The following is a 12677-nucleotide window of genomic DNA, read 5'->3' as shown; positions in this document are numbered from 1 at the left end:
GCCCTCCAGCGCCGATGGTACTGCACTCGGGAGGGTGTGGGAGAGTAGGACGCCGCCGGACAACCATTCCAGTAGGCCCACCCCAATCGGGGTGGGCCTACTGCGTTTTCCGGGTCGAAGAATTCACCGGCCCGTTCGCTGAATCGGCCCGGGCCGTACCGCTGCGGTCGGTACCGTCGGTGCGGGACCGCCCGAGGCGCGTCCCCCGACGGTGATGACGGCGGAAAACGTGACGTGGGGAACGCCTCGTCCGCAATCGGGGCGGACCGCTCGGGGTACCTGCTGACCGTACGACCGGAACTGACCGTCGGGACCGGCGGAGGCAGGAGTGGTCATGAAGATCGGAATCATCGGCTCGGGACACATTGGCGGCACCCTCACCCGGCGGCTGAGTGCCCTCGGGCACGACGTGACAGTCACCAACTCGCGGGGCCCGCAGAGCCTCACCGACCTGGCGCAGGAGACCGGCGCGACCGCCGGCACCCTGGAGCAGGCCGTGCAGGACGCCGAGGTGGTGGTCGTGGCGATCCCGCTGATGGCCGTCCCCGGGCTCCCCGCGGAGCTCTTCGACGGCAAGATCGTCGTTGACGCCGACAACTACTACGCCCAGCGGGACGGCGACATCGCCGAGCTGCTGGACCGCAGCCTCAGCTCCAGCCGCTGGACCGCGGAGCACCTCAAGGGCGCCCGCGTGGTGAAGGCGTTCAACAACATCCTGGCGGCCCACCTGATGGAGAACGGCCGGCCGGCCGGCTCCGGCGATCGGATCGCGCTGCCGGTGGCCGGTGACGACGCCGACGCCAAGCAACTCGTGATGCAGCTCGTCGACGCCCTGGGCTTCGACCCGGTCGACGCCGGCACCCTCGACGAGAGCTGGCGGCAGCAGCCGGACACCCCGGTCTACGGCACCGACCGCGACGCCGACGGCGTACGCCAGGGGCTGGCCGAGGCGCGGCCCTGAGCTGCCCGTACCCGTGGAAAAGGCCCCGCCGGCGACCAGCCGGCGGGGCCTCTCCGTGCGGTCAGGGCGCGGCGGCGGGGTCGGGACCGCAGATGAACTTCGGCTCGGGGTCGTAGGTCCAACTGAACTTCTCCCGCTTGATCACCTTGCCGCCCTGGGTGATGACCCGGAAGGCGTCCTGGCTGAAGCCCTCGCTCCCGGCGGCGGTGATGCAGTCCGGGCCGGGCGGGAGGTAGACGGTCTTCGACGGGGTGATGTTGCGGCGCGGGCCGTACTCGGTCTTGACGCTGTCGTAGATTTTGGTGCTCCAGACCGACACGGTGATGGTGTTCGAGGTCCACGACGTGTCCAACAGCAGCCCGTGCGAGGTGTTGTTGCGGAACTTGAAGTCCAGCTCGGGCCAGTAGATCGTCGACTCGATGACCGCCGGGTAGCGGCTGAAGTAGAACGAGTGCGGCTTGTGCTCGACGTCCTGCATGCCGGCGTAGTACGTGGCGTTGAAGAGCGTGGTGGTGAACTGCGAGACGCCGCCGCCCACCCCCGGCACCAGCTTGCCGCCCACGATCGTCGGCGCGTCCTGGTAGCCCTGGCCGTAGCCACGCTCACCGGTGTGCTCGTTCAGGGAGAACGTCTCCCCCGGCTTGACGATCGTGCCGTCGACGTCCTTGGCCGCCTGGATGATGTTCTGGCTGCGCGGCGAGGAGAGCCCGCCGGGGAACTTGGTGCTGAAGGTGGAGACCCGCTCCTTGATGCCCAGCTCGGCCAGCTTCGCCTCGGTCAGCTCCGGCTCCGCCGGCTTGAGCTGGCCGGTGATCGTCCGGCCGTCCGTCTTCGGCAGCACGGCGAGCAGGTCGCGGCTCAGCGCGGCGGCGTCCAGCTGCTGGCCCGAGCGGCCCGGCACCACCGTCGGCTTGCCGCCGGCGATGGTCAACCCGGCGTCCTTCGGCTCCACCTCGATCCCGTCGAGCTTGCCGTCGAGCGCGGCGCGCAGCCGCTTCACGTCGATCCGCGGGGTCAACCTGCCCGCCTCGTCGGCGGAGAACCGCAACGCGCGGGCGATCGCGGCCGGCGGCACGGTGACCGATCCCTTGGCGGTGGTGACGGTGACCGGGGCCGCGACGGCCGGCTTCGCCAGCTCGGCGACGAGCCGGTCCACGTCCTCCCGGGAGGTCGCCGGGGACCGCTCCGACAGCGGCACGGTCACCGGCTGCCCGCCCAGCCAGCCGTCCCGGACCACCTGCGCCGAGCGCTGCGGGTCGAGCGAGAGGCTGGGCTTCGGGTACACCGGCTTGGGGGTGGTCCCGGTGAAGATGATCGCCGGCATGGTCATCTCCCGGCCCCGCTTGCCGAGGACCTTGCGCAGCGCCGCGTCGAGCTTCGCCGCGTCGACGGTCACCACGGGCTGCACGCTGCGGGAGCCGAAGAGCCGGCTCACCGGGTGCGCCTCCGCGTCGGCCGCCGCCGCGACCGTCGCGTCCACGTCCACCCGCAGCCCCACGTCGGCGGGCTTGATCTGGGCCTTAAGGTCCCCCAGCAGCACGGTCACCGGGTTGTTCAGGCTGCCGGCCCGGCGCTCCAGCTCGGCCGTCAGCTCCCGGGCCGCCGCCGGGCGGCTCCGGCCGCCCAGCTCGGCGCCGAGCACCGTCGTGCCCCGGGGGACGTCACCGGCGTACGCGTAGGCGCCGGCGCCGGTCACGCCGGCCAGCACCGCGGCGGCCAGCCCCCCGGCGAGCAACAGGCGGGTGCGCCGTGACCACGAACCGGGCCCCCGGCCCGAACCGGGAGCCTTCCCGGCCTGGTCCGGGCCGTCGTCGCCCGGCCAGCTCACCGCGGTGACCTGCACCGTGGGGCGTTCGTCGGAGACCTGTTTGTCGCCGTACAGGGTCACAGCCACCTCTATCGGGACGTACCACGTGGGGGGTTGCGGCCCCCAGAGAGACACCTACGGTAGCCAACCCGCGGGCCGGATGACACTGTGCGGGCGGTCATCCTCGCAACCGCGTGTCGGCCCATGTCTGTCCCGGTCACCCGTTGTGTGCGCGGCCGTGGCACGGTGTCGGAGTGAACGAGCGGACATTGGCGTACGGGGGCGGTTGGCTGGACCGGGCAGGCGCGCTACGCGGCGACCCGGAGTGGATCTCCGCCCGGTGGGCGGACCCGACCAGCGCGGTGCTGCCGCTCTGGCGCGGCCACTGCCTCGTCGACGCCGGCCGGAGCCCGGTGCGGCTCGCCGCGCCCGCCGCCGGTGAGCTGCTCGCCGCCGCCGGGCAGACCGTCTTCCTCGGCCTCGACGACGATGTCGCGCTCTTCGCCGCCGACCTCTCCGGGCAGCCCGAGGCGGAAGCGCTGCGGCTGGCCGGCGCCGCTGCGGCGGTCGACGTGCGTGCCCTGGCCGGCACGCTCGCCGCCGGCGAGGCGGCGACGCTGGCGTACGCGCGGGGGCTGCTGCACTGGCACCGGTCGCACCGGCACTGCGGCAGCTGCGGGGCGGCCACCGCGGCCCGGGACGGTGGACACGTGCGCGCCTGCACCGGGCCGGAATGCGAACGGCTGCACTTCCCCCGGATCGAACCGGCGGTCATCGTGCTGGTCGAGGCCCCGGGCACCCCGGGCACCCCGGAGCGCTGCCTGCTGGCCCGGCACGCGGGCGCGCCCGAGGGGTCCTACTCGACGCTCGCCGGCTTCGTCGAGGTGGGCGAGAGCCTGGAGGACGCGGTGCGCCGGGAGATGGCCGAGGAGGCCGGGGTGACCGTCGGCGAGCTTCGCTACCAGGGCTCGCAGGCCTGGCCCTTCCCGGCCGGGCTGATGGTCGGTTTCCGGGCCACCGCCGCGACCGATCAGGTCCGGGTGGACGGGGTGGAACTGCTCGAGGCGCGCTGGTTCACCCGCGCCGAGCTGCGCGCCCGGGTGGCCGGCGGGTGGCCGCTCGGCCGGGTCGACTCGATCGACCGCCGGCTGCTCGGCGACTGGCTCGCCGCCGGCGACTGACCGCCGCTTCCCACCCGCTCAGCGGCGGGGCCGGAAGACCAGCCCGGCCATCACCGCGGCGGTCAGCGCCGCCGTGGCCAGCGCGCAGGTCTGCACCCCTTCGACCGTACGCGGGGCGAGCAGCGTGGTCGCCGCCGCGAGCCCGGCCGTGGCCACCCAGAGTGGTGCTGCCGGGAACCGGGCACCGCTGGCCACCCGGTCGTTGACCAGCATGAAGACCACCGCGTACAGGGCGCCGGTGGCGGCGAAGAGCGGGGCCTCCCCAGCCAGGTGCAGGTAGTCGGCGCCGCCGGCCAGCCGGAACGCCAGCTCCCCGCCGAGCGTGGCCGCCGCCACCAGAGCCGAGCCGCAGGCCAGGATCAGCGCCAGCGCCGTCGCCCGGGCCCGCCGGTCACCCTGGGCGAGTCGGGGCAGCACCAGCAGCGTCACCACCTGCGGCGCCCAGAGCGCGCCCTTGGTGAGCACCGCACCGACGGCGTACGCCCCGGAACCGTCCGCCGGCAGCAGCTGCCGGGCGAGGATCAGGTCGGCGTAGGAGATGGTGAGCATCGCCAGGGTGGCCGCGCACGCGGTCACCACCTGACGCGGGACGAGCCGGTCCGCCGGGGCGACCGTCGGCGGGCGGGGGCCGGGGCGGGCGGCGGCCAGGCGGGCCAGCAGCGGCAGGGCGAGGATCCCGGTGAGCGTGCCGATCAGCAGGCAGCCGAACAGGCCCAGGCCGAGCGCCAGGCCGAGGGCCGGCCCGCCGTAGCGGCCGACGGCCAGCACCGTCATCGCGGCGGAGAGCCGCAGGAACCGCTGGTCGCCCTGGAGCTCGCCGAGCCAGCGCCCGGACAGCACGGTGGCGAAGGTGGCCGCGGCCAGCAGCAGGGTCAGCGCGAACGGCAGTCGCAGCGCCACGGTGAGCACGGGCGCCGCCGCGAGGGTGAGCCCGGCGCTGACGCCGGCCGTCAGCAGCGACAACCGCCGGGTCGAGGTGGGGCCGGTCCGGGCCCGGTGGGCGGCCACCGCGATCTGGAGGCCGAAGCCGGGCACCGTGCTGATCGCGCCGAGGGCCAGCAGGGTGGCCAGCGCGCCGAGGTCGGCGGCGGTCAACCGGCGGGCGCCGAGCAGCGGGACCAGGTAGGCGAGGGCGTTCGTCAGCATGGTGGCGACCGTGACGGCGACGCCGGCGGCGCCGAGCCCGGTCGCCCGCGCGTCCCTGCCGATGGTCCGTGTCATCTCGCCCCGAGTGCCCGCACTGCTCCCCGACCGTGCGCGTCGTGGCCGGCGGACGGCCGGGACCGGTGGCCCGACGGGGAGACCGTACCGGTCCACCGGCCGGCCCGACAGCCCCGCACCGGCGGCCACTGCCGCCGCCGTCGATTGACGTCTAGTGTGCTGGCCCATGGCGTCGACGAACAAGACCGCGGCAGCCACCTCCGGGCTGGCCGCGAAGCTCCCCGAGCGGTGGTTGGCCGACGGCATCCGGCTGGTCTATCCGCGGGTGGAACCGGAGCTGGCGCGGCTGGCCGAATACGTACCCCGCGGGGGCACCGCCGTGGACATCGGGGCCTGGTACGGCCCGTGGACGGCCCGGCTGCTGCGCCGCGCCGACCGGGTCGTCTCGGTCGAGCCCACACCGGCGCTGGCCCGGCAACTGCGGGCGGCGTTCCCCACCGTCGAGGTGGTCGAGGCGGCGGTCTCCGACCACGAGGGCAGCGCCGCGCTCTACCTGCCCGAGGGCGGCGCGATCGTCGGCACCTCCTCACTGGAGCAGCCGGGGCAGGGCAGCCCGGTCGAGGTCCGCCGGACCACCCTCGACGCGCTCGGCCTGACCGACGTGCGCTTCGTCAAGCTCGACATCGAGGGGCACGAGCTGGCCGCGCTGCGCGGTGGCGCGGAGACGATCCGGCGGGACCGCCCGGTGCTGCTGGTCGAGGTGGAGGAGCGGATCCAACCGGTGGAGCCGCTGCTGGAACTGCTCACCGGCTGGGGCTACCGCGGGTACGTCCTGCCCGGCCGTACCTGGGTGCCGCTGGCCGGGTTCGACCTCGGTCGGCACCAGCGTGAGGCGATCGCCCGGGTCCGGCACAGCTTCGTCCGCCGGGTGCTCTGGCCCCACCCCCGGTACGTCAACTCGGTGCTGTTCCGGCCGGAGTGAGCACCGGCCGGCCCGATCACTGCTGGGGGGTGGCGGTGCCGATCGCGACCTCGTTCGTGCAGAGGGTGACCTCCGGGGCGTCGATGCTCAACTCCGCGGTGTCGCCGCCGCCGGTGAACTCGAAGAAGATCTGGTGGAGCCCGGTCTTCACCGGGAACCGCTTCTCGTCGTCGCCGAGCCGGAAGGTGGCCATCGTGTCGCCGGAGCTGAGGTAGCCGATCCGGACCACCCAGAACCAGTCGTCCCGGCCCCCGGTGAGCGGCATCCGGACCGTCTTCCCGCCGGTGACCTTCCAGCCGCACGCCGGGTCCGGGCCGGGCTGGGCCGTCGGGCCGTCGACCCGTACCGGGCTGATCCGGCCCGACGGGTCGAGCAGCGACGGCGTCTCCGCCTCGGTGACGAAGACCGGCCGCTCCGGCAGGGCCCGGAAGAAGGTCGACTGCCGGTTGTACGGCGTGGAGAGCGCGGGCACCACGTCGCCGGGGACCAGCTGGTCGAAGAAGACCGTCCCGGGCGGGGCGGCGGCCAGCTCGGCGCGGACCGTGTCCAGGTAGACCCGTCCGCTCTTGGCCGCCCACTCGTCGCCGAAGCGGGCGGTCGTCCAGGCGGTGCCGAGCCCACCGGCCGCCAGGGCGAGGACCAGGCCGGCGGAGACCGCCTCGCGGTGCCGTACCAGCACGGCCGGCAGCGGCGGGTCGTCCGGATCCCGGCCGTCGGTGAACGCTCTGGGCAGCGCCGGCTCGTCCGGCTGGCGCTGGGCGGGAAGCTGCTGCGGCGGGGCCGACGTCGCGGAGGCGTCCCCGACCGGCTCCGCCGCGGGCGGCAGCGCACCGGTCGAGGGTGCCGCGGTGGCGGCCACCGGGCCCGCGGTAGCGCTCGCGCGCTGAGGGGGCGCGTCGAACGGCCGCGCCGACGGGGGCCGCGCCGGGAGCGGAACGTCGTCGTCGTACTCGGCGTGCAGGACGCCGTGCGGGCGGTAGACACCCGCCGGAACGGCGACCGGGTCGGCCGGCGGGGCCGCCGTCCCGGTCGGCTCCGCGTCCGCGTCGCCGGACCCGCTGCCGGTCGCGGTCTCTTCCGCGGCGGGAAGGGCCTGGTCGCCGTCGGAGTCACCGCCGTCCTGGCCGGTCTGCACCGCCCCGACCGGGGTCGTGTCGTCGACCGTCCGCTCCTCGTCGGCGTCCGCCATGGCCGGCTCCTCGTCCCCGGCGGCCCGCTCCGGGTCGGCCGGGACGAAGCGGTCCGGTACGGGGCGCAGACCGAGCAGGGCGACGCCGATGCAGAGCGCGGCCACCACCACCACGTCGCTGACGTACCGGGGGACGGCGCCGGCGACGTCGCTGTAGATCGACCCCAGCCGGGTCGCGGCGAGCAGGGCGGTCACCATGACCAGATACGCGGCCAGCAGCAGCCACGCCCGCCCGGCGACCCGGCGCAGCCGCACGGTCAGCAGCACCAGCACCAGGAAGGCCGCCCAGGCGATCCACCGCCCCAGCTCCGGCGGGGCGGTCACCGGGGCACCGTCGCCGGCCGGGAGCCACCGCCACGGCCCACCCAGCAGCCCGGGTATGACGGTGGAGCCGAAGAGCTGCCAGAGGAACGAGAAGACCTCGCCGAGCGAGTCGGGCCGACGCAGGGACGACTCGGCCCGGGAGCCGTAGAGCGCGAGGAAGCCGACCGACAGGACGGTCAGCAGGAGCCAGGACGGCCAGAACCGCCGGACGGCGGTCAGCACCGCGCGCACCGGCGGCCCGTCGACGAAGAGAAACACGGTCAACAGGAAGACCAGCGGCACCACCAGCAGCGCCTTCTCGAAGAAGAGCAGCCCGAACAGCACCGCCAGCCCCAGCGACACCAGGTGCCGCCGCCGGCCGGTGCGGACGTAGCCGAGCTGCGCCCCGACGGCGAGCACCATCGCGATCTGCATCGGCAGCATGTTCACCCCGACCGCCCACCACGAGGTGGCCTCCAGGGTCAGCGGGCTGAACAGGAACACCGCCAGCGGCACCAGCAGCGCCCAGCCGGGGCGGACCAGGGTGCGCAGCAGCCGGGCGAAGCTGACCGCCAGCACGGCCTGGGCGGCGGTGAGCAGCAGGACGTACGGCCAGTAGGCGAGGCCCACCACCCGGGTCACCAGCCAGGTGATCAGCAGCGCCGCCGGCATGAAGTGGTTGTTGTACAGGGTGAGCAGGAAGCCCGGTGTCAGGTCGGACCCCGCCGCGCGGGCGATCAGCACGTAGTCGTCGACCGCCAGGTAGCCGCGGGAGGCCAGTTGGGCCCGCCAGAGCAGGCTGACCACGATCATCGCGACGGCCACCGCCCGTACCGGGTGCAGCCGGGTCCAGCCACTGGTGAGGCCATTCTCCTGGGAGGCGGCGGTCGCACCGGTCAATGCCATGGCGGGAAGACTGCCACACCGGCCACCGGCCGTCCCATCAGGTCAACGGGTGGTTCGCGGGTCGCCGGGACGCGGGCGGCGCCGCGTACAGTGGCCGCCGGACCAGGGCGGCCCGGGCCGCGCCCGGCAGGCAGGTGAGGTCGACGGATGCGTGGACGGCTGGTGCCGCACGGCGTGGCCGCCGCCGTGACGGCGGTGGTGCTCGCCCCGCTCGCGCTGCCCGGGTACGCGCTCCGCTACGACATGGTCTTCGTGCCCCGGCAGGCGTTGAGCTGGGAGGTGATCGCCCCGGCCTCGGCGCTGCCCCGGGCCGTGCCGCAGGACGCGGTCGTCGCGCTCGCCACCCAGCTCGTGCCCGGTTGGCTGCTGCAACGGCTGGTGCTGGTGGCGATCCTCTGGCTCGCCGCGCTCGGCGTCGCCCGGCTCGTGCCGACCGAACGGACGGCCGTCCGGGTGGTCGCCGCCCTCGGGTACGCCTGGACGCCCTACCTCGCCGAGCGGCTGCTGATCGGCCAGTGGGGGCTGCTGGTGGCGTACGCGCTGCTGCCCTGGCTGGTGGCGGCGGCGCTCGGGGTGCGGGCCGCCCGGCCCGGTGCGCTGCCCCGGCTGCTGCTCGCGGTCGCCGGCTCCGCGATCACCCCGACCGGCGGGGTCATCGCCCTGGCGGCGGTCGTGGTGCTGCTGCCCGGCCGCTATCCGGGCGCCGTTCGGCGGACCGGCACCGCGCTCGCCGCCGCCGTGGCGCTCAACGCGCCCTGGCTGGTGGCCGGGGCGGGCAGCGCCACCAGCGGCCGCTCCGACCCGGCCGGGGTGGCCGCCTTCGCCGCCCGCGCCGAGAACTGGGGCGGGCCGCTGGTCGCGCTCGCCGGCACCGGCGGGATCTGGAACGCGCTGACCGTCCCCGCCTCGCGGCAGGCCGGGGTGGTGCCGCTGGCCACCGGGCTGGTGCTGCTGCTCGCCGGCTACGGCGTGCCGCTGCTGCGCCGGCGCTGGCCGAACGGTGCCGCCGGGCGGCTCGGGGCGCTCGCGCTCGGCTCGTGGCTGGTCGCCGCGCTGGGGGTGCTCCCCGGCGGGGCGGCGCTGCTCGGCTGGCTGGTGGACACGGTGCCCGGCGCCGGCCTGGTCCGGGACGGGCAGAAGATGCTCGTGCCGTACGCCCTGGCCCTGGCGGTCGCGGGGGCGCTCGGCGCGGAACGGCTGGCCGACCGGCTCGCCGCCCGGTTCGATCCGACCACCGGCCTGGTGCTGCTGGTGGGGGCGGCGCTGCTGCCGGTGGCGATCCTGCCCGACCTGGCCTTCGGTGGGGTCGGCCGGATCCGGCCGGTGCCGTACCCGGCCGACTGGACGACCGTGGCGCGGCAGGTGGCCTACCGACCCGGTGAGGTGCTCTCCCTGCCGTTCCAGGAGTACCAGCGGTACGGCTGGAACGACGGGCGGGTGGTGATCGACCCGGCGCCCCGGTACCTGTCGTCGCCGGTGCTGATCGACGACACCCTGCGGGTGGGTGACCTCGCCGTGGGCGGGGAGGACCCGCGGGCGGCCCGGGTCCGGGAGCTGCTCGCCGCAGGCCGGCCGCTGGCCGCGACCGGGGTGCGCTGGGTGCTGGTGCAGCGGGCGGCCGGCCCGCCGGTGCCCGGCTCGGCGCTGGCCGGGCTGCGTCCGGTCCACCTCGGACCGGAACTGCGCCTCTATGAGAACCCGGACTGGACGCCCCCGACGGCAGCCCGCGGGCCGGGGCGCGCCGGATGGGCGCACCTGCTGGCCGGAACGGTGGTGTTGATGATCGGGTTTTCGGGCACTGCGCAGGTGCTCCGGGGCGTGGTAGCGTCCCGGCACGCGAGTCCCGCGGAAGGAGAAGGTGGATGAGGAACCTGCCCGCGTTCGTCGCCGTCGGGGTGCTCGGAGTCGTGCTCGGCCTGCTCGGCGCCGTCGGTCTGGCGAATGTGCTCAGCCCGTCCGCCCAAGAGGTCGCCAACACGAGCAGTGTGAGCGAAAAGGGCACCGACACCCCGCTTTACGGCACGCGCTGAACTACCGTCGAACGGGGCGTCCGCTGTCGCGGGCGCCCCGTTCGCGTGTCCGCCGCCGGGCCTCCGCCGGCGCTAACGGGCGGCGGTGAGCTGGGCGACCAGCTGGGCGAAGCGGGCCCCGGTCGCGGTCCAGGTGAACCGGGCCGCGTGGGCGAGCGCCGCCTCACCCATCGCCTTGCGCCGCACGTCGTCGGCGAGCAGCTCGCGTACCCGGTCGGCGAACTCGCGCTCGTCGTCGACGAGCAGACCGGTCTCGGTGTCGACCATCGCCTCGGCCACCCCGCCGGCATAGCGGAAGGCGACCGTCGGGGTGCTCCGGGCGGCGGCCTCCACGATCGTCAGCCCCCAGCCCTCCTTGAGCGACGGGGTGAGGGCCAGCCAGCAGGAGGAGAGCACCTCGTGCTTGTCGTCCTCGCTGATGAAGCCGGTGAACCGCACCCGGTCGGCGATGCCGAGGCTCTCGCTCAGCTCCCGCAGCGGCTGCTCCCACCAGCCCTGACCGGCCACCACCAGCTCCAGGTCGGGCAGCTCGACGGTCAGCTCGGCCACCGTACGCAGGGCGATCTCCACCCGCTTGTGCGGCACCAGGCGGCCGAGCACCAGCAGCGACGGGTGGGTCGTCCGGGGCAGCGGGCGGCCGGTGACCGGCGGCGTGCCGTTGGGGACCACGTCGATCCGCTCCCGGTCCACCCCCAGCTCCGCCAGCTCGGCCCGGCTCGCCTCGGAGACCGTGACGTAGCGGCAGCGCCGGTAGAGCCGCACCGCCAGCCACGACTCGATCCACCAGCCGAGCCGGGACATCACCGGGCCGAAGACCACCGGCCACTGCTCCCGGTGCACGTGGTGGACCAGGGCGAGCACCGGACGGCCCACGTAGAGCGGGGCGAAGAACGGCACCCCGTTGCAGACGTCCACCACCAGGTCGGGGCGGCCGAGCCGGCGCCGACTCAGCGGACCCAGCCCGAACCGGCCGGCGAGACAGGTCAGCGCCGCGCGGGCGTACACGGTGTGCCGGGAGCCGCGGCGCAGCACCCGTACCCCGTCGGGGTTGGTCTCGGCCGGCGCGCCCCGCTCGTGCGCGGCGCAGAGCAGCGTCACCCGGTGGCCGGCGGCGACCAGCTCGGCGGCGATCCGCTCGATGTATACCTCCGAGCCGCCGCCCTCGGGGTTGCTCGTGTCGCGCCAGTTCAGGAACAGCACGTGGCGAGCGGTGGTGCTGCCGGACTTGTCCACGCTGCTCCTACCGATCAGTAAGCGGCACGATCGCGCCACCCTAGGGCGGCCCGGCCCACGTACGCAATGGGTCTTGTCGGTGGCGACGATCGGATAACGGCTCGTCGATCGGGGGTTTGCCGGGGGCCGGAAACCTTGGCAGGGTGTGCAGCGCGGACGCGCGCGGTGCCGGTGCGGACACCGGCCGCCCCGATCCGCGACACCCGTGACCTGCGGCCGGCACCCGTCGGCGGGCGAGACGACGAGGAGGTGACCGCCGTGCGCGAGGCGTCGCTGCGGTTCCTCACCCGTCGGTCCCCGGTGGTGCTGCTCAGCGCCGCGCTGGTGCTGCTGCTGGTCGGCTGGGCCGGCGTCGCCTGGCTGCGCGACGAGCGGGCCGTCCCGGAGTGCGCCGAGCGGGTCCGGCTGCGGATCGTCGCCGCGCCCATGGTCGCCCCGGCGGTGGACCGGATCGCCCGGGCCACCGTCGGCCGGCAGCCCTGCGTGGCGATCGTGGTGCAGGCCCGCGAGTCGGACGCCGTCGCCACCGAGCTGGCGAGCGGCGCCGACGTGGCGGACGCCTGGCTGCCCGAGTCGACGTTCTGGCTGCGCCGGGCCCGGGCCGCCGGCGCCTTCGAGGTGCCCGGCCAGGGCACCTCGGTGGCCAGCACCCCGGTCGTCCTCGCGGTGACCGAGCCGGTGGCCCGCCGGAGCGGCTGGCCGGCCCGCCCGCTGACCTGGGGCGCTCTGATCGGCCCGAAGGCCGGCGCGGTGACGGTCGGGCTCCCCGACCCGGCGGCCGACCCGGCCGGGGTCGGCGCGCTGCTCGGAGTCCGCGGGCTGGCCGCCGGTGAGAGCGACCCCGGCGGGGCGGTGGCGGCGGCGCTGCGCCGGCCCGCCGGGCGCACCTTCGCCGCCGCCACCGCGCTGCCGCCCGGCGCCGGG

General features: G+C 75.3%; 10 protein-coding genes. 6 read left to right on the top strand and 4 right to left on the bottom strand.

Translation table 11 applies throughout. The features are described from left to right. Nucleotides 1-334 precede the first annotated feature (334 nt). Entirely contained in the window at nt 335-961 is a 627-nt protein-coding gene (locus V6U81_RS27970; RefSeq protein ID WP_420884104.1) for an NADPH-dependent F420 reductase, read from the top strand. A gap of 61 nt (nt 962-1022) precedes the next feature. Here the strand turns inward: V6U81_RS27970 and V6U81_RS27965 are convergent, their stop codons facing one another. Further along, the gene (locus V6U81_RS27965; protein ID WP_334493914.1) at nt 1023-2855 is read right to left on the bottom strand and encodes a VanW family protein; all 1833 of its coding nucleotides are present in this window, start codon (nt 2853-2855) and stop codon (nt 1023-1025) included. A gap of 167 nt (nt 2856-3022) precedes the next feature. On the opposite strand from V6U81_RS27965, the gene nudC reads away from it, so the two are divergent. Continuing rightward, a complete protein-coding gene (gene nudC, locus V6U81_RS27960; RefSeq protein ID WP_334493913.1) occupies nt 3023-3949 on the top strand; it encodes an NAD(+) diphosphatase in 927 nt (308 codons plus the stop codon). 18 nt (nt 3950-3967) lie between these two features. Here nudC and V6U81_RS27955 read toward each other — a convergent pair whose 3' ends face one another. Beyond that, nucleotides 3968-5170 (bottom strand): polysaccharide biosynthesis protein, encoded by a 1203-nt coding sequence (locus V6U81_RS27955; RefSeq protein WP_334493911.1) that lies wholly within the window; start codon nt 5168-5170, stop codon nt 3968-3970. Between the two features lie 166 nt (nt 5171-5336). Between V6U81_RS27955 and V6U81_RS27950 the strand changes: the two genes are divergently transcribed. Continuing rightward, nucleotides 5337-6092 (top strand): FkbM family methyltransferase, encoded by a 756-nt coding sequence (locus tag V6U81_RS27950; protein ID WP_334493910.1) that lies wholly within the window; start codon nt 5337-5339, stop codon nt 6090-6092. A 16-nt stretch (nt 6093-6108) separates the two neighbouring features. Here the strand turns inward: V6U81_RS27950 and V6U81_RS27945 are convergent, their stop codons facing one another. Further along, nucleotides 6109-8490 carry a hypothetical protein gene (locus V6U81_RS27945; protein WP_334493909.1) on the bottom strand — a complete coding sequence of 794 codons (2382 nt, stop codon included), beginning with the start codon at nt 8488-8490 and terminating at the stop codon, nt 6109-6111. Nucleotides 8491-8637: 147 nt separating this feature from the next. Here V6U81_RS27945 and V6U81_RS27940 point away from each other — a divergent pair, with 147 nt between their 5' ends. Then, nucleotides 8638-10356 carry an MmpA family trehalose lipid delivery protein gene (locus tag V6U81_RS27940; protein WP_334493908.1) on the top strand — a complete coding sequence of 573 codons (1719 nt, stop codon included), beginning with the start codon at nt 8638-8640 and terminating at the stop codon, nt 10354-10356. Then, nucleotides 10353-10520, top strand: a complete 168-nt coding sequence (locus V6U81_RS27935; protein ID WP_334493907.1) for a hypothetical protein — start codon at nt 10353-10355, stop codon at nt 10518-10520. Before V6U81_RS27940 ends, V6U81_RS27935 begins: the two co-directional genes overlap by 4 nt. Nucleotides 10521-10592: 72 nt before the next feature. Here the strand turns inward: V6U81_RS27935 and V6U81_RS27930 are convergent, their stop codons facing one another. After that, nucleotides 10593-11753 (bottom strand): glycosyltransferase family 4 protein, encoded by a 1161-nt coding sequence (locus V6U81_RS27930; protein WP_334493905.1) that lies wholly within the window; start codon nt 11751-11753, stop codon nt 10593-10595. Nucleotides 11754-11918: 165 nt separating this feature from the next. Between V6U81_RS27930 and V6U81_RS27925 the strand changes: the two genes are divergently transcribed. Further along, the coding region (locus tag V6U81_RS27925) for a substrate-binding domain-containing protein (RefSeq protein WP_334493903.1) at nt 11919-12677 on the top strand (759 nt) is incomplete at its 3' end.

The sequence above is a fragment of the Micromonospora lacuserhaii genome (assembly GCF_036902735.1).
Taxonomy (GTDB): domain Bacteria; phylum Actinomycetota; class Actinomycetes; order Mycobacteriales; family Micromonosporaceae; genus Micromonospora.
This window is presented reverse-complemented; position numbering and strand designations above follow the sequence as displayed.